At 42.5% G+C, this 21,040-nt stretch carries 21 protein-coding genes and 3 pseudogenes; 17 read left to right on the forward strand and 7 right to left on the reverse strand.

The genetic code is table 11. The annotated features are described in order from the left end of the window. Positions 1 to 70 precede the first annotated feature (70 nt). On the forward strand, positions 71 to 376 hold the full coding sequence (gene nuoK, locus IM485_RS03885) for an NADH-quinone oxidoreductase subunit NuoK (RefSeq protein ID WP_199224883.1): 306 nt from the start codon (positions 71 to 73) through the stop codon (positions 374 to 376). Between the two features lie 67 nt (positions 377 to 443). Here nuoK and lptC read toward each other — a convergent pair whose 3' ends face one another. Together lptC and IM485_RS03895 are read right to left on the reverse strand one after the other, a co-directional pair. Beyond that, positions 444 to 1,592, reverse strand: coding sequence for an LPS export ABC transporter periplasmic protein LptC (lptC, locus tag IM485_RS03890; protein ID WP_287741437.1), 1,149 nt, complete (start codon positions 1,590 to 1,592; stop codon positions 444 to 446). A 74-nt stretch (positions 1,593 to 1,666) separates the two neighbouring features. Further along, entirely contained in the window at positions 1,667 to 2,857 is a 1,191-nt protein-coding gene (locus IM485_RS03895) for an HhoA/HhoB/HtrA family serine endopeptidase (RefSeq protein WP_287741439.1), read from the reverse strand. A 386-nt stretch (positions 2,858 to 3,243) separates the two neighbouring features. Here IM485_RS03895 and IM485_RS03900 point away from each other — a divergent pair, with 386 nt between their 5' ends. From IM485_RS03900 to IM485_RS03925, 6 genes and pseudogenes are all read left to right on the forward strand, one after another. Then, positions 3,244 to 4,152, forward strand: a complete 909-nt coding sequence (locus IM485_RS03900) for an FkbM family methyltransferase (RefSeq protein ID WP_287741441.1) — start codon at positions 3,244 to 3,246, stop codon at positions 4,150 to 4,152. 102 nt (positions 4,153 to 4,254) lie between these two features. Continuing rightward, on the forward strand, positions 4,255 to 5,592 hold the full coding sequence (locus IM485_RS03905) for a Mur ligase family protein (RefSeq protein ID WP_002776995.1): 1,338 nt from the start codon (positions 4,255 to 4,257) through the stop codon (positions 5,590 to 5,592). A gap of 129 nt (positions 5,593 to 5,721) precedes the next feature. Further along, positions 5,722 to 6,525, forward strand: coding sequence for a type 1 glutamine amidotransferase (locus tag IM485_RS03910; RefSeq protein WP_287741442.1), 804 nt, complete (start codon positions 5,722 to 5,724; stop codon positions 6,523 to 6,525). Between the two features lie 76 nt (positions 6,526 to 6,601). Continuing rightward, complete coding sequence (locus tag IM485_RS03915; RefSeq protein WP_353845997.1) at positions 6,602 to 7,522, forward strand: hypothetical protein; 921 nt, start codon at positions 6,602 to 6,604, stop codon at positions 7,520 to 7,522. Between the two features lie 280 nt (positions 7,523 to 7,802). Beyond that, a complete protein-coding gene (locus tag IM485_RS03920; RefSeq protein WP_004162443.1) occupies positions 7,803 to 8,207 on the forward strand; it encodes a hypothetical protein in 405 nt (134 codons plus the stop codon). Positions 8,208 to 8,270: 63 nt separating this feature from the next. Then, positions 8,271 to 10,934, forward strand: a pseudogene (locus tag IM485_RS03925) (tetratricopeptide repeat protein); the annotation flags it as partial. Between the two features lie 103 nt (positions 10,935 to 11,037). On the opposite strand, the gene IM485_RS03930 reads toward IM485_RS03925, so the two are convergent. The 3 genes from IM485_RS03930 to IM485_RS03940 form a co-directional block, all read right to left on the reverse strand. Next, a complete protein-coding gene (locus IM485_RS03930; protein ID WP_287741446.1) occupies positions 11,038 to 11,412 on the reverse strand; it encodes a DUF4164 family protein in 375 nt (124 codons plus the stop codon). 255 nt (positions 11,413 to 11,667) lie between these two features. Further along, on the reverse strand, positions 11,668 to 12,258 hold the full coding sequence (locus IM485_RS03935; protein ID WP_002736482.1) for a PAP/fibrillin family protein: 591 nt from the start codon (positions 12,256 to 12,258) through the stop codon (positions 11,668 to 11,670). A gap of 179 nt (positions 12,259 to 12,437) precedes the next feature. Beyond that, positions 12,438 to 13,001: a bilin-binding protein gene (locus tag IM485_RS03940; RefSeq protein WP_287741449.1), complete on the reverse strand. Its 564-nt coding sequence runs from the start codon at positions 12,999 to 13,001 to the stop codon at positions 12,438 to 12,440. 149 nt (positions 13,002 to 13,150) lie between these two features. Here IM485_RS03940 and rseP point away from each other — a divergent pair, with 149 nt between their 5' ends. The 3 genes from rseP (at position 13,151) to IM485_RS03955 (ending at position 15,590) form a co-directional block, all read left to right on the forward strand. Further along, entirely contained in the window at positions 13,151 to 14,242 is a 1,092-nt protein-coding gene (gene rseP, locus IM485_RS03945) for an RIP metalloprotease RseP (RefSeq protein WP_287741451.1), read from the forward strand. Then, positions 14,242 to 14,898: an endonuclease III gene (nth, locus tag IM485_RS03950; RefSeq protein WP_287741454.1), complete on the forward strand. Its 657-nt coding sequence runs from the start codon at positions 14,242 to 14,244 to the stop codon at positions 14,896 to 14,898. Before rseP ends, nth begins: the two co-directional genes overlap by 1 nt. 83 nt (positions 14,899 to 14,981) lie before the next feature. After that, entirely contained in the window at positions 14,982 to 15,590 is a 609-nt protein-coding gene (locus IM485_RS03955) for a rhomboid family intramembrane serine protease (protein ID WP_104396021.1), read from the forward strand. Here IM485_RS03955 and IM485_RS03960 read toward each other — a convergent pair. After that, positions 15,587 to 15,913, reverse strand: coding sequence for a hypothetical protein (locus IM485_RS03960; protein WP_002735315.1), 327 nt, complete (start codon positions 15,911 to 15,913; stop codon positions 15,587 to 15,589). The genes IM485_RS03955 and IM485_RS03960 overlap by 4 nt on opposite strands. 162 nt (positions 15,914 to 16,075) lie before the next feature. On the opposite strand from IM485_RS03960, the gene IM485_RS03965 reads away from it, so the two are divergent. Then, the gene (locus IM485_RS03965) at positions 16,076 to 16,618 is read left to right on the forward strand and encodes an NADPH-dependent FMN reductase (RefSeq protein ID WP_104396020.1); all 543 of its coding nucleotides are present in this window, start codon (positions 16,076 to 16,078) and stop codon (positions 16,616 to 16,618) included. Here the strand turns inward: IM485_RS03965 and folB are convergent. After that, complete coding sequence (gene folB / locus IM485_RS03970; RefSeq protein ID WP_002804255.1) at positions 16,605 to 16,961, reverse strand: dihydroneopterin aldolase; 357 nt, start codon at positions 16,959 to 16,961, stop codon at positions 16,605 to 16,607. The genes IM485_RS03965 and folB overlap by 14 nt on opposite strands. A gap of 167 nt (positions 16,962 to 17,128) precedes the next feature. Here folB and IM485_RS03975 point away from each other — a divergent pair, with 167 nt between their 5' ends. The 6 genes and pseudogenes from IM485_RS03975 to IM485_RS03995 all read left to right on the forward strand — a co-directional run bounded on the left by IM485_RS03975 (position 17,129) and on the right by IM485_RS03995 (position 21,036). Beyond that, the gene (locus IM485_RS03975; protein WP_104396019.1) at positions 17,129 to 18,049 is read left to right on the forward strand and encodes a glycosyltransferase family 2 protein; all 921 of its coding nucleotides are present in this window, start codon (positions 17,129 to 17,131) and stop codon (positions 18,047 to 18,049) included. Between the two features lie 14 nt (positions 18,050 to 18,063). Next, complete coding sequence (locus tag IM485_RS03980; RefSeq protein ID WP_104396018.1) at positions 18,064 to 19,023, forward strand: GDP-mannose 4,6-dehydratase; 960 nt, start codon at positions 18,064 to 18,066, stop codon at positions 19,021 to 19,023. Positions 19,024 to 19,025: 2 nt separating this feature from the next. After that, positions 19,026 to 19,163: pseudogene (locus IM485_RS22905) on the forward strand (glycosyltransferase); the annotation flags it as partial. 464 nt (positions 19,164 to 19,627) lie between these two features. Beyond that, positions 19,628 to 19,969 (forward strand): annotated as a pseudogene (locus IM485_RS03985) (glycosyltransferase family 2 protein); the annotation flags it as partial. Between the two features lie 33 nt (positions 19,970 to 20,002). Continuing rightward, the gene (locus IM485_RS03990) at positions 20,003 to 20,557 is read left to right on the forward strand and encodes a phycobiliprotein lyase (RefSeq protein WP_287741460.1); all 555 of its coding nucleotides are present in this window, start codon (positions 20,003 to 20,005) and stop codon (positions 20,555 to 20,557) included. 86 nt (positions 20,558 to 20,643) lie between these two features. After that, complete coding sequence (locus IM485_RS03995) at positions 20,644 to 21,036, forward strand: MerR family DNA-binding protein (RefSeq protein ID WP_104396016.1); 393 nt, start codon at positions 20,644 to 20,646, stop codon at positions 21,034 to 21,036. Positions 21,037 to 21,040 lie beyond the last annotated feature (4 nt).

Here is a 21,040-nt window from a genome sequence, read left to right on the forward strand (position 1 = left end):
ATAAGTGGCGGTTATCATAATTTTTTACCTCATGAACTTTGCACTGTACGGTGTTAGAGGTATCATGCAGATTCAGTTAGAGTATTATTTGTTATTAGCGGCGGCTTTATTTTGTATCGGAATTTACGGTTTAGTCACCAGTCGCAATGCCGTCCGGGTTTTAATGTCGATCGAATTGATGCTCAATTCCGTTAACATTAACTTAATGGGTTTTTCCAACTATCTTGACCCCGCTAATATCCGAGGCCAAATTTTTACTATTTTCGTGATTACCGTAGCGGCAGACGAGGCAGCCGTGGGTTTAGCGATTATCCTGACTATCTATCGTAACCGCGACACGATCGATATGGAACAGTTTAACCTGCTCAAATGGTAAGCTTTTAAATATTTACCCCCCCCTCTCCCTTTTTTGGGGAGAGTTTTTTTTGGCCAATTTTTCCCTGTTAACGGGGATAAATCTCGGTGACAACTCGATCGGGGGAGCTACTGGTAACAACAATGTTATTATCTTCTAAAGTGCCGATCGCTTTATCGCCGGTGAGATTAAATTTTGGTTCCTGTTGTTCATAGATAATATTCCCCTCGGCCTCGACAATTTTTTCCGACATTTTCCAAGTTAAGATCTGACTATACAATTGCGCCCCAGTTTTCTGATTAATCCCCTTAACCCCATCCTTGAGATAAGCGATGCGATTGCCTAATTCCACCACCACACGATTACCAGTAATAGTAATTTGATCTTGATATTGAAAAATTTCCGTGGGGCGATCGGAAGTTAGGGTACGATTTTGATAGTTCCAAATTGCCTGAGAACCAGAAATCTGTAAAGGTGGTTCTAAAGAGCGATATTCGAGGTTTTCTTGCAGGATAACCTGATTATTTTTTCTTTCCCAACGACCGCCGATAGCAGTCAGGCGATCGATAATAGTTTTATCAATATAGCGATCAAAAGCGACTTTTTGATCGGTACTAATGACCTGTTGAGGAATTTCCCAGTACAGGCGCTCGGTTTGCAGGACGACACGAGATTCCTTAGCGGTAGCCACCACTTGACCTTGTAATTCTAGTTTTTCTTGGCGCGTGTCGTAGCGTCCTTGGCGGGCCTTGGCTTCTAGTTGTAGATGACTACCTTTGATCCCTTTGGGGGAGATTAAAACACCTTCCTTGGGTAGCCAACGCAATTCCGGCGCGTTAATGATGGCCTTATTGCGGGGATCTACAGCCACAATATTATCTTTGAGGAGAATTTCCTGGCCTTCCTTATAGACTTCACCACGGTCAGCACTAACCTGTAAAACTACTTTCCCATCTTGATAGATATTACCCTTGATATTTTCCAGACGGGCGATTTTTTGGTCTTGGGTGTAGGTAGCTTTTTTGACCTGAATTTTCCAGAGGGGTTGTCCCGATGAGTTAGCCTGTTCTAACGTGGCATTATTGAGGATTAAGCGGCCAGTTTCTTCAGTTTTAGGCGATTCTGTCGGCGAAATTTTCGGCGGATCGGGAGGTTGACAGGCCGTTAATCCCAGCAAACCGATTAGGAGGGCAGCCCCGCGCCCAATTGATAATTTTAAGTGTAACCGCTGCCTCAATTTCGATCGCTCCGCTGCTATTTTCTCTCCTCCCAGTGTAGGGTAAGGGGTCGCCCCTTGACCGAGCGGGATTGTTAATCGCTAGTTTTGCTAGGAAAAACCCCCGGTTGAACGGTGAGAGTTCGTTGTTTACCCCTGCGGTTAATCTCGATTTCCAGATTACCACCGATCGCACTGGTTTCTACACCTTGCTGCACATCCGAAGCGGTTTTAACGGGGTTTCCTGCCACAGTTTCGATGATATCACCCGCTTGCATCCCGGCTTTTTGGGCGGGGGAATTTTCCACCACTCGCAGGACGATTACCCCTTCATTTTGGTCAATATTAAAGTTTAATTCTTTAGTTTCGTTCAATTGCTGCCGTAATTCTGGGGTTAGCGTCACCATGTGGATGCCGATGTAGGGATGTTCCGCTTTACCCTTGCTAGATAGCTGTCCCGCCACTTTTTGGGCGGTTTCGATGGGAATAGCAAACCCTAAACCCTGGGCATCAGCCCGAATTGCCGTATTAATGCCGATAACTTCCCCCTTGGCGTTCAGCAACGGGCCGCCGGAATTGCCGGGGTTAATAGCGGCATCGGTTTGGATAAAACGAACCCGTTTATCGGGAACCCCCACTTCGCTGCTAGTGCGTCCTAGGGCGCTAATAATGCCCACCGTAACAGTATTATCTAAGCCTAGGGGATTGCCAATTGCGATCGCCCACTCCCCAGGGATTAAAGTTTCGGCCTTGCCAAAAGTCACCGTCGGTAAATTTTTCGCCTCGATTTTCACCAGGGCCACATCGGTCATATTGTCAACCCCCAGGACTTTACCCTGATAGGTCTGACCGTTTTTCAAAGTCACTTTTACTTGGGTTGTCCCTTCCACCACATGAGCATTGGTCAACAATAGTCCTTCTGTACTGATTATAAACCCAGAACCGGTTCCCCGTTCCAAATGCTCCTTGGGAATCGGCACTTCATTACCAAAAAAGCGCCGAAAAAAGGGCTGTTTAAATTCTTCGGGAATTTGGTCGGCCACTTCCCGGGCCGAATCGATCCGCACCACCGCCGGCCCGACTTTCTGCACGGCCTGGGCGATAAAATTAACATTGCCGTCGTTTTGGGGAATAACAGGGAGAGAGAGGGAAGCGGGGAGAATTGCCGGCGGTTTATTTACCTCTAGGGGCGCTTTTCTGCTTAAATACTGATTTCCTAGCACACCCACAGTACCACCTAGGGCGAGTAATCCCAGTGAAATCCCCAATCTTGTCAATAAACCCATAAGCTCTAGCCCTAAAATGTCGTGTGCGGTAGAATCGGCCCCAAACTTACCTACAATTATAGGCTGTCTTTTTCAAAGACGAACCCCTGGGGCAGATAAAGGCTTTTTGTATTTGATGGCAGTGGCAATCACGTTGATTAAGCGTTTCTCCTAAAGGTGAAGTGTAACCTATATTTGGCATCGTCTCCGCGCTCTGGTCTGCTGACTCCCCAAAAAGAAAATTTCGTATTCTACTATTAAGATAACTGCTGTAAGAATACTTCCCTGTAATCAAGTGGCTAAAACTTAACTCAGATGCTACATTTTCTGGAAATCTATTGGCTTTAAATATTGACAAAATTCTCGAAGCGTAATATGATGTTTTCAAATATTTCAAGGCTGAGTTTATGAATGATAATTTAAAGCTGGTTAATACACCTGAAGGTAAATTTTATTGTCTCGACCCGAAGACATCTAATTTATTGGAAAATCTGCGAGATTTGGCGAGTGCTTATCCCGGAATCGACGATAAAATGATTCATCCGGGGGATGTTTGCTTTGATATTGGTGCCAATATTGGCACTTTTTCAACTTTGGCAGCCCGTTTATCATCCCCTCAAGGCCGAGTATTTGCCTTTGAGCCTTGTCCAGAAACTCATCAAATTCTCTTGGAAAACCTGCGATTGAATAATGTTTCACATTTAGTACAAGTACAAACTGATGTTATTAGCGACAATCAAAAAATTTTTTCTATTAAAAAAGCTCCTAAAAACATGGGAGCTACCCGCTTTATTGAATCATCAGAGGTGGAGGGAGAACTATTTACTTCCACAACCTTAGATTTGTGGATAGAAAATAATTTGCATCTAAAACAATGTGATTTTATTAAAATAGATGTGGAAGGAATGGAGATTAAAGTTCTTCAGGGAGCCAGGAAGACCTTAAAACAGTATCACCCCATTTTATATATTGAAGTTTGTTTACCCCATTACGAAAAATATGGATTTAAAATTGAGCAATTGCAAGAATTTTTAGCAGAACTTGGTTACCATTTCTTTCGTTATTTCGCTCCTGCGCCTTTTCTCACTAGCGATCTACGTCGCCTTCATTCTCTTAACCAAGGTTCTTATTTTTATAATTTAATTGCCATTCACCCTAGCAGTCCTCACTATCCTCAAAAATACAATTCTACACAAGAAGCTTTCCTGTTTATGATTCAGGAAAAATCAACAATTACTTATGGTGAATTACGCAGAAAATTTCCGATCAGAACTACAATTAAAAAACTTGTTAGGGGAGAAAAAAAGCCAGAATAAACTGAGATTTACCCCCACTGGGAGACTAATTAGGGAACTTACCCCGTTTACCGGTCTTCTTTTAGCGGTAAAATCACGAAAAAGCTATGAGAATCTCAGTTCATGCAATTGTTTGATCGTATCCGTTTAGGGATAGCCGTAGCGGTGGCTAAAACCGTTACTGCTGTGGTTAAAGGACTCCGTTTAGGGGCTGCCAGCGTCTTGCCGGGGGAAATTGCCCGTCGTCTCCATCCCCGTTTGTTGCCGCTACTTTGTGGGCAAGTCCGAAGGGGGGTAATCTTGGTGGTTGGCACAAATGGAAAAACTACCACTTCCCTACTCCTAAGAACTATTCTAGAGCGTCAGGGGGCAAAAGTCACCCATAATACCACTGGGGCAAATTTAATTAATGGTTTAATCACTGCTTTATTAGCCGATGCCAATTTATTCGGCACTTTAAAGGCTGATTATGCCATTTTAGAAGTGGATGAAAATATTCTCCCTTTGGTTTTAAAAGATTGTCGTCCTCGCGCTATTTTAGCTCTTAATTTGTTTCGGGATCAACTCGATCGCTATGGGGAAGTGGATACGATTAGTCGCCGTTGGCAAGGGGCTATATCTCCCCTACCCACCGATACTTTAGTGATTCTCAATGCTGATGATCCGACTCTTTCCCATTTGGGTCAACAACTGCCCCAAAGAGTTGTATATTTTGGCTTAAGTGAGCCGGAATTATATCTAGAAGAAATTCCCCACGCTGTCGATTCTATTTACTGTCCTAAATGTGGTGCTTCTTTAGATTATCGCGGGGTTTATCTCTCCCATTTAGGGGATTTTAGTTGTCCTAGTTGCGGCTTTAAAAAGAGTAATCCTGCTTTTCATAGTCACGATTGGCCGCAGATTTTAATCGGTGTTTATAATAAATATAATACTTTGGCGGCGGGTTTAGTAGCCCAAGAATTGGGGATTAAAGATCGAGAAATTTTTGAGACAGTTCAGGGTTTTAAAGCGGCTTTTGGTCGAGCGGAAGAATTAGAAATTGAGGGTAAAAAAGTTAGAATTTTACTGTCTAAAAATCCCGTGGGTATGAATGAAACAATTCGCGCAGTGGCTGATATTTTACAGAAAGAAAAGTCTTCTACTACTCTCTTAGTTCTCAATGATCGCATCCCCGACGGGACGGATGTTTCTTGGATTTGGGATGTGGATACGGAAAAATTAACCCGTTTGGGAACAACTTTAGTGGTAACAGGCGATCGACTTTATGACATGGCTTTACGCTTACAATATAGTCAGGATAGTCTCGCTTATCCCGTTAATTTAATTGTTGAATCCGATCTAAAAAAAGCGATCCAAATTGCCCTTAATAACACCAAAAATGAGGAAACTTTACATATTTTACCCACCTATTCTGCTATGTTAGAAGTACGAGAGATTCTCACGGGTCGAAAGATTTTGTAGAAATTAGAAAAGAGTGAAGATTGGTGTTAGGGTGTTAGGGTGTTAGGGTGTTAGTTGAATTCCCCCATTTCCCCATTTCCCCATTTCCCCATTCCCCCATTTCCCCATTTCCTAATCCACTAAAAAATTATGCAAGAACTAGAACTAAAAATCGGCTGGTTATATCCGACCTTAATGAGTACCTACGGCGATCGAGGTAATGTTATTACTATCCAAAGAAGATGTCAATGGCGTGATATTCCTGTGACAATTATTCCCCTAGATGCTCAAACAGAAGCCGATACATTTTATCAAGTAGATATAATTGTTGGGGGTGGAGCGCAGGATCGGCAACAGGAGATCGTTATGCGGGATTTACAGGGTAAAAAAGCGGCGGCGATGAAAGAACAATTATCGGCAGGAATACCGGGGGTTTTTACCTGTGGTTCCCCACAATTATTAGGGCATTATTACGAACCAGCTTTCGGTCAAAGAATCGAAGGATTAGGATTATTAGACCTAGTAAGTAAACATCCTGGCCCCAATGCAAAACGCTGTATCGGTAACGTGGTTTTTGAAATTACGGCCTCTCCCTTAGCGGAGGAAATTAAAGCTATGACTGGGGAAAAACCGCTAGTAATTGGCTTTGAAAATCACGGGGGTCGTACCTATTTACAAACCGTTTCTCCCTTGGGAAAGGTGATTACTGGTTACGGAAATAACGGAGAGGACGGTTATGAAGGAGCATTTTACCACAATGCGATCGCTACCTATGCCCACGGTCCCCTACTACCCAAAAATCCCTTTTTAGCCGATTGGTTAATCCAAAAAGCTTTAGAACAAAAGTATCAAAAACCCGTTTTTTTAACAAAACTTGATGATTCTCTGGCCCTGAAAGCACGATTTGCCATGTTTGAACGACTAGAACTAACCGGCGTGACCAATAAAGCCTAAACTGGTCATATACACTTATGGCAGGAGATAGTCAAACTAGCCATTAAGAATTTTAATTGTGGCAGCTTATGAAATTATGACTGGAAAAATTATCGATCGTCAAACGGCGGGGTTTCTCGTCCTCATCATCCCCCTAGCGGTGCTAATCATCCTTCTTTTTACCGCTTGGCCATTGATCCTACTTGTCTTCCTCTTAACTCTGGCAGTCAAGGTGTGGCAAGACTATCGCTGGTCAAAATTATCGACGGTGATTAACCCCTATTTCAATCAACTTTTACAGGACAATCAAGGTTGTCTCACCCCGATTGACCTATCGGCAAAAGCCAATCTCACGGCCAAATTAGCCAGACAATTTTTAGACAGAAAAGCTGAGGAATTTGGGGCGCAAAAAAAAGCTGTAGGCGATAAGGGTATGGCCTATTACTTTATCACCGCCAGTACCTTGGGTAGTATTTTTGATGAGAGTGACCCCTCTTTAGAAGAAATAGAGGAAAAACAAGTTCCTGCGATTACTGCCTCGAGATCTCCCCTGACCAATTTAGAGCCATCGCAGGAGGCTAAATCCCCCCTGATTGTCGCCGAAAAAAGCGAAAATTCTGTCCCGGAGGTTCCTGTTATTTCCTCCTCCCAACCCCTGACTAATTTAGGTAAATTATTTGAGGAAAAAGAGGAAGAAAATACCGCAGCAATCTCTGTTCAAGAAACGGTAATTCAAGAACCGGAGGAGATAATTAATCCTAGTTTAAACAGTTCCGCCAGTTCTTTGTTCCAGTCAGAATCAGAAGTTAGGGAAGAATCCCTAACCTCTGTATCTGAAACCATCTCATCGATGAGTTTGGCGGATTTGGCTAAACGTTTAGGAGTTACTCCGGCCGTTTTGGGTAGAAACAAGAAAAATAAATCTGAAACAGAATTCGCCGATTGGAGTCGCATCAGAGATCCCGATGGTATTGCTTGGAAATTTGACGCAAAAAACTCCCTATTTGTGGCCAACTGATAGATAAATTTGTTTGGTTTTCTAGACAGGCTCCCTGCCTGTCTTTTTTGGCTCTAAGATAAGGGGGTATCGGCACCCCCCTTATCAAGGGTAGGGTTGATTCATGAATCAACCCTACTATGAACCTAGAGACAGGGGGGATCGAAACCCCCCTTATCAAGGGGGGATTAAGGGGGGATCAAAGGAACGCTGATTCCCGACAAGATGAGTGATTGACTTTCCTGCTTTCATCCCAAAATAGTTGTGCTAGAATGGCGAAAAATTCCCCCGATTGATAATTATGTTAGCCGAATTAGCCGCCGCCGAAATCGCTAAAATCGCCTTTGAAGCTGTTATCGGTAAATTAACGGAAGGAGCAATGGATAAAGGTGTAGAATTGTGGCAAAAAATTAAGCAAAAGTTACAAAAGGAACCCACCGCCGCTCAGGTTTTAGCGGCAGCCGAACAAACTAAATCCGAGGCAATGATTGAACAGCAAGTGGTTCCCTTTTTACAGGTAGAAATGCTCAAAGACCCCAATTTTGCCCAAGAAATCCAAACCCTAGCACAACAAATTATGACAATTAATCAGAATCAAACAGAAACGAAAACTCAAATTGGTACGCAAATTAACAAAGATATTAAACAACAATTGAACATTCAAGAAGTTAAGGGTAATTTAAATCTAGGAATCCCTCCTGAATGACTGGCGGCTCTGCACGCAACAGCAGACGCAATAGAAAATAATCGCAGTAGTCAAAGGAGTACTTTCAAGGGAGGAGATGCTCGAAAAAGTCTCGCCTATTGGCAAGGAAGGAAGGAGGAAATCACCCAAATTAAGCAGTTATTTAATGATAAAAATGTTGCGACGATTGGCATCAAAGGAGTTGGAGGAATTGGAAAATCTACCCTAGCCAGTAAAATTTTTGAGGAGGAAATTACCCTCGATCCTTCCCTAGGAGACGATGAAGATTTATTCCCAAAACGCTTTTGGTGGGAAGCGGGAAATCTGGGCGGATTTAGTGGTTTAGCTCGCCAATTCCTGACGGAATTTGGTTATCCCGTCCCCGAAAAAGAAATAGATTTACAGGAAGCTTTAATCAGACAATTGCAACGCCATCGCCACCTAATTATTATCGATAATCTAGAGATTTTATTAGGGGAAGATGGTTCTTGGAATAATGAATTTTATCAGCAGTTTTTCACTGCTTGGATAGAAAAAGGTGACACCAGCAAAATTATAGTCACCACCAGAGAAAAGCCAAAAACTAGGGGTTTTAACCGTTGGATCGAGCTAAAAGGTTTAAAACCTCCTGAAGGGGCGCAATTGTTAGCGGAATCGCAAATAACAGGGGATTTAGAGAACTTTTCTCGACGGGTGGATGGTCATCCATTACTCCTGCGATTGGTGGCGGATTTAATCTTAGCAGAATTTCCGCAAAACCCCAGTTTAGAAAGGTTAGCGGATTTAGGATTAGGAAATTTATCGCAACTTTTGAGCGATCCGCAGGTGGTGGGGAGTCATCGTCAAGAGACAGTGGGAATTGCTTTGGTTTTAGATGCTAGTTTTCAGCGACTTAGCCAAAGACAGCAGGAATTATTCACTAAAACCAGCATTTATCGCCGAGAATTTGATTCTCCAGCAGCCAAAGCAGTGATGGATAATTACCCAGAGATCGCACTATCCGAGATCACGGCAGATCTGCGAGAATTACAGCGACGATCATTATTAGAAGAAAAAGAGGAAAATCGCCAGCGAATTTTTAGTTTTCAGCCTTTAGTTTGGGAATATGCACAATACAAAGCCGGTGATCAAAGGGAATTACACCAAAAAGCGATCGCCTATTATCTTTCTATTGCTCAACCCGACTCCTGGGAAATCCTCAACGATGTGCAACCTTACCTAGAAATTTTCTATCATTGCTATCAGTTAACCGAGTACGACAATGCTTTTGATATTCTCCGTGCTATCGATGATTTTCTCACCCGACGGGGGTATTATCAAACCCTAGCGGATTATTACCTTGAATTAGTCACTGTTTACCAACAACAGGAGGAGCAAACCAACTGGAAATATACCGCATCCCTCACCAGTTTAGGCAATGCTTACTATTTTCTAGGAGAATACCAAAAAGCGATCGAGTTTTATCAACAGTCTTTAGCAATCACACGCGAAATCGGTGATCGGAGGGGTGAAGCGGCATCCTACAATAATTTAGGCAATGTTTACAATTCCCTAGGAGAATACCAAAAAGCGATCGAGTTTCATCAACAGTCCTTAGCAATCGAACGGGAAATCGGTGATCGGGGGGGTGAAGCGAAATCCTACGGTAATTTAGGCAATGTTTACAATTCCCTAGGAGAATACCAAAAAGCGATCGAGTTTTATCAACAGTCCTTAGCAATCCTTCGGGAAATCGGTGATCGGGGGGGTGAAGCGTATTCCTACAATAATTTAGGCAATGTTTACTATTCCCTAGGAGAATACCAAAAAGCGATCGAGTTTCATCAACAGTCTTTAGCAATCACACGGGAAATCGGTGATCGGGGGGGTGAAGCGAAATCCTACGGTAATTTAGGCAATGTTTACGATTCCCTAGGAGAATACCAAAAAGCGATCGAGTTTCATCAACAGTCCTTAGCAATCCTTCGGGAAATCGGTGATCGGGGGGGTGAAGCGAAATCCTACGGTAATTTAGGCAATGTTTACGATTCCCTAGGAGAATACCAAAAAGCGATCGAGTTTCATCAACAGTCCTTAGCAATCAAACGGGAAATCGGTGATCGGGGGGGTGAAGCGGTATCCTACGGTAATTTAGGCAATGTTTACCAATCCCTAGGAGAATACCAAAAAGCGATCGAGTTTTATCAACAGTCCTTAGCAATCACACGCGAAATCGGTGATCGGGGGGGTGAAGCGTATTCCTACATGGGTTTAGGCATTGTTTACCGTTCCCTAGGAGAATACCAAAAAGCGATCGAGTTTTATCAACAGTCCTTAGCAATCACACGGGAAATCGGTGATCGGGGGGGTGAAGCGTATTCCTACGGTAATTTAGGCAATGTTTACTATTCCCTAGGAGAATACGAAAAAGCGATCGAGTTTTATCAACAGTCTTTAGCAATCACACGGGAAATCGGTGATCGGGGGGGTGAAGCGAATGCTTGGTTTAATTTGGGACTTACCTACTATAAACTCAAACGTATATCGGAAGCGAAAGAAGCAATTCTTCAAGCGCGGGAATTATATCAAGCATTGGGGTTAGCAGCGGATGTTCAAAAGTGCGATGATGAAATTCGGCAATTAGAAACCCGAAAATATCCCTTAATCGTTGCTTTCTTTCTGGGGGTGATTAAGTTTCCTTTAGTTGTAATTGGGGGGATAATAGTGGCATTGTGGCGATTGTTAAAAAGATGGTTGAGGAAAGCATAATTATCGGTAGGATGGGTTAGATATCCCTTATTTTTAACCTGAGTTTGACATCTGCTAATTTCCCCTCATAACTACCCTAAAGTGAGAAATTATAGTAATATTTCTAAGGATTACCAGAAAAGAAAGAGCGCCACGCTGCTGTGCCGATCGCTCCTGCTAAAAGAATAATTAACGTCCAAACTTGATTTTTTTGGGTTCCTTCCAGCTTTTCTAGTCTTCTATCCATCCCATCGACTTTCTCAGTTAGTTTTGCTTGTCCTACCTCTAGCTTAGTTAGCCGTTCGTCAATTTTATCAAATTTCTGGTTAAAATCCTTTTGTAGGCTATCAAATTTCTGGTTAACATCCTTTTGTAAGCTATCAAATTTCTGGTTAACATCCTGTTGAAAGGTGTCGATTTTTTGGTTAACTTCCTTGATGCTGTCTTTGATTTCCTTGAGGACGGATTCAAGACTATAAGTAACGGTTTCGTTAGACATTTTGGTAAAATCCCTGGGAGTAATGATAGTACAATAATTTTATTTTAATCCTAAATATGGTTATTAGAAACTGATTACCTATTGCCTAGTATTTAGTCTTATGGTAATAAGTAGCTGGTTATAATTAAATTAAAATAAAAATGGACTTTAGGTTCGATCCCCCCTGCCCCCCTTGATAAGGGGGGTGCTGATCCCCCCTTAATCCCCCCTTGATAAGGGGGGGATCTGACAACTTTTAACGCCTACCTACTTAAGTTAGGTTTTTTCCTTAGCCAGAATAAAGACGCTGCCCTCGCTGCCGCGGCCGATGCGGAGATCTTCATCGAGATAGGTGATATCGAGCCAACCTTTTTGTTCGCGATTATTGAAAGAAAAATCGAGGGGAGGAAATTTTTTGCCACTTTCGATCGCTTCGATAAATTCTTGGGGAGAATGATAATTAAGAAAACGTTGCAGACCGAGGATCGATCGCTCAAATTTGACCATGACCCGACGCTCGGAGGTGGGTTCAAAGGTAGCGGCGACGATCACTGCTCCTTCTAACCAAGGTACGCCGGTAATTTCAGCAATATTATAGAGTTTGGCCTTGTTCAGGTCGAGATATTGATAAATTTGCCCTAATTGAAAAAAAGGTAGGCGATCTAGCCCCAGAATGTCGCGGCTGCTGGTGAATAGTAAACGCCAATTGCCCCCTAATAGTTGTTTAACTTCGAGGGGATGAGGATGGGGATTGTGGTCCTCCAATTGTTCGATCGCCGCCAAAATCCGCACGCGGTCGCTTTCCGTGGCCAGGAGTCCGCGATTTCTACCAGCGATCAATTCTAGTAATTTCGCTTTGGCATCCATAGAATCTCCCTTATTTTATAAATTACCTCGACCCGCGAGGCACTCGATCGAGGTTTTTGGTGGCCCGAAGAGGCCCACCCGCGCCGATGATTTCAGGGGTTCAACGGAGTTTTAACCTCGGTGAGCGGCATTTTTAACTGTTGGCATCACTATTTTAACACGGATTAAATGCCTCGGTTTTAAAACTTTTTCATCACCGTAATTAAGTGATCGAAATAGGGAGCAATTGCGGTTTTTTCTGAGTCGCTAAAATAATCTAAACTGTATTGTTTTAAGGCTTCTAACCCCGAAATCATCGCCCCTAATGGTACTTGTAATTCTTGGTAAAGAAGACGCATATTTTCCAATCCCTCGGCGCTGGTGTAGGGAATCTGCTGTCCGGCGACACCGTAGGTAATACAACGTAAAAAGTTCCAGAAATCACGCCAACAAGCTTCGGCGCGGTGGGGTGGATGAAGATCGCCTCCGGGTTGAAAAATGGTAGGAAATTGGCTTAATAAAGCCTGACGAGCGTTATCGACGATACTATTAGCATTATCCCGCAGTTTTCGAGCTTGCTGACTAGAAACCAGTAAATCAGGCTCTAAATTGACGATAGTATCTAAATCCCTATCGTCGAGATAGCGAGTTTGATTATCCGCTTGTTGCCAAATAGCGATCGCCGCTTGCTGATAGGGCCAATTGGCGAAACTGATAATTTTCGCTTTTGGGATTAATTGCTGGGCGCGCTCACTCAAAGGCATCGATCGCTCTCCGTTGGGTCAGATTAGGCGGTTAAGATCACTTTTAGCATAAATGATCGAAAAATTAGCGATAACTAGAGATTTTTTGCAATCTGCTTGGGAGGATCGCTTACAATAAACAAAAGCTAAGTCATTATATTTTGATCATCATGTCAGTTTTAATAGCGATCGGTGTCCTTGCCCTATTAATTGTCGTTCACGAATTAGGTCATTTTGCCGCTGCTCGTTGGCAATCTATCCATGTTAGTCGCTTTTCCATCGGTTTTGGTCCAGCTTTAGCTAAATATCAAGGTAAAGAAACAGAATACGCCCTCCGCGCCATTCCTTTAGGGGGTTACGTTGGTTTTCCCGATGACGATCCCGATAGTCAAATTCCTAATAACGATCCTGATTTATTACGAAATCGTCCTGTTTTCGATCGAGCTATCGTCATTAGTGCGGGAGTAATTGCTAATTTAATTTTTGCCTATTTTTTGCTTGTTACCCAAGTCGCTACGGTGGGTTTTCCCCAAATTAACTATCAAGAAGGGGTAATTATTCCAGAGGTTTTCACTGCTGAAAATTCCGTCGCTAAACAAGCGGGAATACAAGCAGGGGATATCGTACTTGCTATCAATGATCAGCCCCTTGGTGCTTCTCAAAATGCCATTATTGACTTCCGTGACATTATTCAATCTTCCCCCGATCAACCCCTAAAATTAACCATCAAACGCCCGACAGAAACTCTCGATTTAATCGTTACTCCGGAATTGGGAAGTGATGGTCAGGGTAAAATTGGGGTGAGATTGGCTCCTAACGGTGAAGAAACTCGCCTGAAAGCTGATAGTTTTGGTCAAGCTTTTAGCTTGGGTGCGGGTGAATTTCAACGATTAACCCTATTAACCGTTCAAGGTTTTGGGCAGTTAGTTAGTAACTTTAAAGACAGTGTTCAACAGGTAGCAGGACCGGTTAAAATTGTTGAATACGGAGCAGCGATCGCTCGTAATGATGCGGGTAATCTTTTTCAATTTGCCGCCCTAATTAGTATTAACTTAGCGGTGATTAATATTCTGCCTTTACCTGCTCTTGATGGTGGTCAGTTGGTATTTTTATTAATCGAGGCTTTAGTAGGTAAACCTCTCCCAACTAAACTGCAAGATAACATCATGCAAACAGGTCTAGTTTTACTCTTAGGATTAGGAGTTTTCTTAATCGTGCGCGACACGGCTAACCTAGCAGTTTTTCAGGATTTATTCCAGTGATGGCCCCGCGAAAAAAAACTAAGCTTCAACTGCGCGCCCTAGAGATTTTAAGCAACCTAAAGCGATTATATCCAGAGGCAACCTGTAGCTTAAATTATCAAACTCCTCTGCAGTTATTGGTGGCAGTGATTCTCTCGGCACAATGCACTGATGAGCGGGTAAATAAGGTGACTCCTGCTTTATTCGCTCGTTTTCCCGATGCTAAATCCTTAGCTTTTGCCGAGCGAGAGGAGTTAGAAACCCTGATTCGTTCCACGGGATTCTATCGCAATAAAGCTAAAAATATTCAGGGTGCTTGTCAAAAAATTCTCAAGGATTTTCAGGGGGAAGTACCCAAGACAATGGCGGAATTATTGACTTTACCCGGGGTAGCTAGAAAAACGGCTAATGTGGTACTTGCTCACGCTTACGGGATTATTGAGGGGGTGACAGTAGATACCCACGTTAAGCGCTTAAGTAATCGTTTGGGTTTAACTACTAATAACGATCCGGTGAAAATTGAACGGGATTTAATGGCTTTACTACCTCAACCAGATTGGGAAACTTTTTCTATTAGTATTATTTACCACGGCCGGGCGGTTTGTAAAGCAAGAAATCCCGCTTGTTTTTCCTGTCAATTATCCCCTCTTTGTCCCACAGCAAACAGTAAACAGTAAACAGTAAACTCACACCTGATAACTGGTAACTGAATCACTGATAACTGATAACTGATAACTGATAACTGATCTGGGGGGCTATAATGGGAAAAAATAACTCATCCATCAATCTTATGAGTCAAGGATCACGGCAAGAAATAAAAACCCAAGCAATAATCCTCGCTACTTTTGTGGCGATTTTTTGGCTGTTAGAGATTTTAGATCAATTTGTTTTTCGGGGCAGTTTAGACTATTTCGGGATTATTCCCCATCAAGTCATCGGATTGCGGGGTATTCTTTTCGCACCTTTCCTACACGGGGACTTTCCCCATCTTATTGCTAATACGGTTCCTTTTCTGATTCTCGGTTGGTTGGTGATGTTACAGGAAACCAGTGACTTTTTTATTGTGACTGGGTTAACTATGCTGGTAGGGGGGTTAGGAGTCTGGTTATTTGCTGCTCCCGGATCCATCCATATCGGGGCAAGTATCTTGATTTTTGGCTATTTAGGTTTTTTATTACTGCGGGGCTATTTCCAAAGAAATATTCCTTCTATACTCTTGTCAATTCTAGTCTTTTTACTCTACGGTGGCACAATTTGGGGCGTTTTGCCTTCCCGTCCGGGGATTTCTTGGCAAGGACATTTATTTGGCTTTCTAGGCGGGGTTTTAGCCGCCAAATTAATCGCCACCGAAAAGAAACATTATTCCTAAATGGGGGAACCTTCTATCTCGCTACATACTTCGTAAAAATCGGTGACAGGCGGTTTTGCAAATAGAGGAGCCATGGATTTCAGCAATAATTCATGGTCTTCGCTTTTATTTGCCTCCATATCATCGATTTTATCCCAGATAATTACGGCAATTCCTTCGTCGGTTCCGGGTTTTTGCAACAGAAAAGCCCCCTGGAATCCCGTAGAATAGGTGGAAACGGCTTTTTCGTAGAGTTTTTGGGCTTCGGAAAAACACCCCGGTTTAAATTCACCAATAGCCACATAGGCATATTTATGTTTGAGAAAATCGAGAAATTCTGGCATGGCAATGAGGGGAAATGGAATAAATCTTTCTTTCTATTCTCATTAAAACTTAGATCGATCGCTCTCCCCGCCCCATCGACATATTTTTTTAACTAAGCTTGCCCCAATTGTCTCTTTTTTTTGTTAGCTTATATGTAGTCGTTATGAGTTCGTATAAATTCTATGATCAAAATCGTTGGTATTAATGGCAGTTTACGCCCGGGATCCTATAGTGCGATGGCGTTAGAAGTTGCTATCAGTCGAGTAGGGGCGTTAGGAATAGAAACGGAGATAATTGACCTCAGAAAACTCTCTTTACCCTTCTGTAACGGGGGAGATGACTATTCTGACTATCCCGATGTGGCCAAAATGCAGCAAACGGTTAAATCGGCAGCGGGATTAATTTTGGCGACACCGGAATATCATGGTAGTGTCAGTGGTGTGATGAAGAATGCCCTAGATTTAATGAGTTTTGAGGAGTTATCGGGAAAGGTTGCTGGATTAATCAGTGTTTTAGGCGGCCAATCCAATAGTAACGCCCTAAATGATTTAAGAATCATTCTCCGTTGGGTTCATGCTTGGGTAATTCCCGAACAAATTAGCTTAGGACAAGCGTGGAAAGTCTTCAACGAAGAAGGAAAAATCCTTGACGAGAAGCTTTCCCAACGTTTTGACGCTTTTGCGCGAAGTTTAGTCGATAATACCCGTAAACTCAACGGGATCTAGTAATATCGATGGTGATTTTACCGGTGAAATTAGGAATTGGGGCGGCGGGTTTCGATAATTGTACTCTTACCTGTCGCACGCCCTCGAGTTGTAGGATATCCTCAGCGATAACCGTGGCCAACTTTTCCACGAGGGCAAATTTGCCGGTTTCAATCTGGTGTTTGACAATTTCGATCGCCTGTCGATAATCTAGGGTATCTTCAATTGCGTCACTTTTGCCAGCAATGCTGATATCAACTTCTAGGGATAAATCCACCTCAAACCATTGACCTAAAACCTGTTCTTCGGCCAGATATCCTGTGTAACCGTAGGCACGAATTCCTGTAACGTGAATAGTATCCATAGATAGTTAAATTAAAAAACTGGTAGCGTTGGTCACAAATTTACGAGAAACTCTATAAGTAAAAAGCAATCTCGGAGTCTCGGAGTCTCGGAGTCTCCTCAAGTATTTTTACATTTTTGCAAAGGAATGTTAAGTTTTAGGGTATTGAATGAGTAACCTTGATAGCCATGGCTCCTAAAATAGCAGGGATTATCTGTACCCACAACCGCGATCACTACCTAGAAGGAGCGATCGATAGTCTTTTGGCGCAAACCTGCCCAGATTGTGAGATTTTAGTGGTTGATAACGCATCTACCGATAAAACCCGTCAAGTGGCCGAGTCGCGTCTGGGAGATGGGCGGCTAAAATACGTTTACGAACCTATTTTAGGGCTATCTACCGCCAGAAATCGCGGAGCGAAGGAAACTAGAGCGCCGATTTTAGCTTATTTGGATGACGATGCGATCGCTAGTCCTCAATGGTTGCAAATTCTGTTAAATGCCTACGAAAATAACGAAAAACTGGCAGTAGCAGGAGGAAAAGTCACATTAATTTGGCCGCAAGGCTACAGTCAACCCAATTGGTTATCCGATCAGTTAGCAGGGGGTTTAGGGGCTTTCGATTTGGGCGACAATGTGGTATATATCAGCCAAGCGGATTTAACTCCGCGAGGAGTTAATTACTCAATCCGGCGAGATTTCTTGGAGAAGATTGGCGGTTTTGACCCTAATTTGGGAAGAATAGGCAAAAAACTCCTCTCTAACGAGGAATTATACACTACAGAACTGGCACTCGCCCAGGGATGGCAAGTGGGCTATTTTCCCGCAGCATTGGTGGAACACAATGTGGCCCCAGAAAGAATCAATCGTCAATGGTTTATGCGTCGCAGTTGGTGGCAAGGCATCAGCGAACACTACCGGGAAGAAGTGGCAGGAAGGACGGGATTGGCTCAATTTAGGCGAGGAGGTGAGCGATTAGCGAGAGGATTGGTTAAATCTGTCAAATTTATCAATGATCCTGCTAAAAGCTTTGATAATCTTCTCTATGCCTATGGACAAATCGGTTATTTAAGCGAGGCCGCCAAGGCGATGTTAACCCCTCAAAAGTAAATCATTGTAAATAAATGGGTAAAAAAGCGTTAATTTGTGGTATATCGGGGCAGGATGGAGCCTACCTAGCCGAATTACTGTTAAAAGCAGACTATACAGTTTGTGGCACCTCCCGGGATGCCCAAATGTCCTCTTTTAGTAACCTGAAACGTTTGGGAATCAAGGAACAGGTAAAACTAGAATCAATGGCACTGAATGACTTTCGCAGTGTCCTACAGGTGTTAATTAAAATTCAGCCGGATGAGGTCTATAATTTGGCTGGACAAAGTTCTGTGGGTTTATCTTTTGAGCAGCCGGTGGAAACCTTAGAAAGTATTGCCACGGGAACCTTAAATCTCTTAGAAGCAATTCGATTTACTGGAGCAAAAATTAAATTATATAATGCCGGATCGAGTGAGTGTTTCGGGGATATCGGCGATAATTCTGCCGATGAAAATACCCCTTTTCGTCCTCGCAGTCCCTACGCTGTGGCCAAATCGGCGGCTTTTTGGGAAGTGGCTAATTATCGAGAAGCCTACGGAATTTTTGCCTGTTCAGGCATACTTTTCAATCATGAATCTCCCCTGCGTCCCGAGCGCTTTGTCACCCAAAAAATTATCGCTGCCGTGGCTAGAATTGCCCAGGGAAGTCCTGAAACTTTGCAACTAGGAAATATGGATATTGAAAGGGATTGGGGTTGGGCACCAGAGTACGTTGAAGCGATGTATTTAATGCTGCAACAGGAGCAACCCGATGATTACGTCATTGCCACGGGAAAAAGTTCAAAACTAGAGGATTTTGTCGCCACAGCTTTTGCTACTGTTGGTTTAAAGTGGCAAGATCATGTAATTTCCGATCGAAGTTTATTAAGACCAACGGATTTAGCCATTAGTCGCGGCAATCCAGGCAAAGCTAAGGAAAAATTAGGTTGGCAAGCAAGATACAAAATGACCGATATTGTCCGCATGATGGTGGAAAATCGTTTAGGGAAATAGCTATGAATATCTTAATGATTAGTTCCACCTTTCCCTATCCACCAAGCAAAGGAGGAACTCAGGGCAGAACTTTTAATTTACTCAAGTATCTTAGCAAAAATCATGATATTACTGTCATCGTTCAGCCTAATGCTGATGTTATACTAAATCCGTTGAGCATAGGCTACTTATGAGGAGAGGCAAGAGGCAGAAGGCAAGAGGCAAAAGGGGGAATAAATAATCAGTTTTTAATAACCGAATTTAGTATAAGCGATGAGGAGGTAGAAAAGTTAGGTAAATTTGTTAGTGAATTGGTAATTTTTACCCGTCCTGGAGATGCCAAAACTGGAATAATTGCTAAACTGCAAAGATTAGCTCAATTCCTGCAACAAGAGATGCAAAACTAGATAGATAGGGCAGTTAATAGTCAAAAATTCTCAGTAATTACCAGTGAACATAGTGTTAATAAAATTTATATTCGTCCCCAATGTAAACAGCAAATTAGGACAGTAATTTATCTGCATAGTTACCTATATCAAACCTGCAAAAGTCAATTAGAAATCGGGGTTTCTAGTCAGGAATTCCGGGATCGTCCCTACCTTCCTCTTCTGCGTCGCTAAGAACGAATTACTGTAAATTATGGAATTTTGCCATCGATGGTATTACTTCTTTTAGTTTTTTACCTCTGAAAGTCTGGACTTATGTAGGATTTATCATTACACTTGTTAGTCTTGTTCATGCTAGTTTTTTAATTCCCAGGACTATTATTTTAGAAATCGATGTACCCAGATACGCTTCTCTGATGGTTGCTGTCTTATTTTTAGGAGGAATTCAATTACTTACTCTTGGTATTATTGGCGAATATATTGGCAGGGTTTACGAGGAAGTCAAGGGATGACCACTTTATCTCGTTCGAGATTGTTATGGTTTTGAAAATCTGGAGCAAGTTACTGATAAAATAACTTAAAATTAAGATACTGACAAAGGGAGAATTAAATCTATGAGTACCGAAGTTTTTCAGCAATTTTTTGCCCACTGTGTCGGTAGTTGGCAAACGGAAAGAACCTATCATTATCTAGCTGCTCAAGAAGTGGAACGTTCCCGCACTGAATTTCTCATTCAACCCCTCACCAGGGAGATTAAACAGAAAGTTCTGACAGATAATCACTATGCTGATATTGCGGATTTAGAAACTATCCCGGGGTTTAATTTAGGTTTCTATACCATCTCGGAAAAAGGGGAAGAAGTGCGACAAAATCTTAATCTTTTATTTGTGGTTAAAACAGAAAATAACGGTTATTTAGAAGGGGATTATCTTCGCGATCGCGCCTACGAAGAAGCAAGACCAATTATCTCCGCTTTTCGCTTTGATTCCACCACGAGAGAGTTATTAATGACCACCAATTATACTCGCAGTGTTTCCGTGGATTCAATTACTTTAATTAATCCAGACCTGCGAATTCGCAAAATTATTAACTATCAACGTCCCAAGCAGGGGGAACCCTTAGAAAAAGTTCTCTTGGTCGGTTTTGGAGTTGAGTGTAAAGTCAGTTAAAAAAATATTTCTTTCCCCCCCCCTTGATTCTCCAGTCGGGGGGAGATTTTATAATAGGGTAACGATAGGATTAAGGAGCAAAAATAATGCTCAAAATCGGTCAACTTTCCCTAGAAAGTGGTGTTTCAATTAAAACGATTCGTTATTACGAGGAATTAGGACTAATTCAGTCCCCTGAAAGGACAGAGGGAAAATTTCGCCTATTTACTCCCGATACTGTCCATCGCTTGCTATTTGTCAAGAGATTACAATCTTTGGGTTTAAGTCTGCATGAGATCCGCGAATGTTTAGTAATTCATGACCATGGTGAGTTACCCTGTGGAGATATTCAGGAAAAATTAATTAAACATATTGCTGATATCGATCAACAGGTGGAACAATTGCTTTTATTGCGTCAACAATTAACCGAAACCCTGCAAGAATGGACGGATACACCTGTAAAAGACGATCAATTTATCTGCCCTAATCTCAAGGTTTAACTAT

Origin of the sequence: Microcystis sp. M169S2 (assembly GCF_020245865.1) — a bacterium.
GTDB lineage: Bacteria > Cyanobacteriota > Cyanobacteriia > Cyanobacteriales > Microcystaceae > Microcystis > Microcystis ichthyoblabe_A.

Bases quoted from the DNA above. Each gene is read 5' to 3' on its own strand.
- IM485_RS03895 (WP_287741439.1), bottom strand. From the start codon at position 2,857: ATGGGTTTATTGACAAGATTGGGGATTTCACTGGGATTACTCGCCCTA.
- IM485_RS03900 (WP_287741441.1), top strand. From the start codon at position 3,244: ATGAATGATAATTTAAAGCTGGTTAATACACCTGAAGGTAAATTTTAT.
- IM485_RS03905 (WP_002776995.1), top strand. From the start codon at position 4,255: ATGCAATTGTTTGATCGTATCCGTTTAGGGATAGCCGTAGCGGTGGCT.
- IM485_RS03910 (WP_287741442.1), top strand. From the start codon at position 5,722: ATGCAAGAACTAGAACTAAAAATCGGCTGGTTATATCCGACCTTAATG.
- IM485_RS03915 (WP_353845997.1), top strand. From the start codon at position 6,602: ATGACTGGAAAAATTATCGATCGTCAAACGGCGGGGTTTCTCGTCCTC.
- IM485_RS03920 (WP_004162443.1), top strand. From the start codon at position 7,803: ATGTTAGCCGAATTAGCCGCCGCCGAAATCGCTAAAATCGCCTTTGAA.
- IM485_RS03930 (WP_287741446.1), bottom strand. From the start codon at position 11,412: ATGTCTAACGAAACCGTTACTTATAGTCTTGAATCCGTCCTCAAGGAA.
- IM485_RS03935 (WP_002736482.1), bottom strand. From the start codon at position 12,258: ATGGATGCCAAAGCGAAATTACTAGAATTGATCGCTGGTAGAAATCGC.
- IM485_RS03940 (WP_287741449.1), bottom strand. From the start codon at position 13,001: ATGCCTTTGAGTGAGCGCGCCCAGCAATTAATCCCAAAAGCGAAAATT.
- rseP (WP_287741451.1), top strand. From the start codon at position 13,151: ATGTCAGTTTTAATAGCGATCGGTGTCCTTGCCCTATTAATTGTCGTT.
- nth (WP_287741454.1), top strand. From the start codon at position 14,242: ATGGCCCCGCGAAAAAAAACTAAGCTTCAACTGCGCGCCCTAGAGATT.
- IM485_RS03955 (WP_104396021.1), top strand. From the start codon at position 14,982: ATGGGAAAAAATAACTCATCCATCAATCTTATGAGTCAAGGATCACGG.
- IM485_RS03960 (WP_002735315.1), bottom strand. From the start codon at position 15,913: ATGCCAGAATTTCTCGATTTTCTCAAACATAAATATGCCTATGTGGCT.
- IM485_RS03965 (WP_104396020.1), top strand. From the start codon at position 16,076: ATGATCAAAATCGTTGGTATTAATGGCAGTTTACGCCCGGGATCCTAT.
- folB (WP_002804255.1), bottom strand. From the start codon at position 16,961: ATGGATACTATTCACGTTACAGGAATTCGTGCCTACGGTTACACAGGA.
- IM485_RS03975 (WP_104396019.1), top strand. From the start codon at position 17,129: ATGGCTCCTAAAATAGCAGGGATTATCTGTACCCACAACCGCGATCAC.
- IM485_RS03980 (WP_104396018.1), top strand. From the start codon at position 18,064: ATGGGTAAAAAAGCGTTAATTTGTGGTATATCGGGGCAGGATGGAGCC.
- IM485_RS03990 (WP_287741460.1), top strand. From the start codon at position 20,003: ATGAGTACCGAAGTTTTTCAGCAATTTTTTGCCCACTGTGTCGGTAGT.
- IM485_RS03995 (WP_104396016.1), top strand. From the start codon at position 20,644: ATGCTCAAAATCGGTCAACTTTCCCTAGAAAGTGGTGTTTCAATTAAA.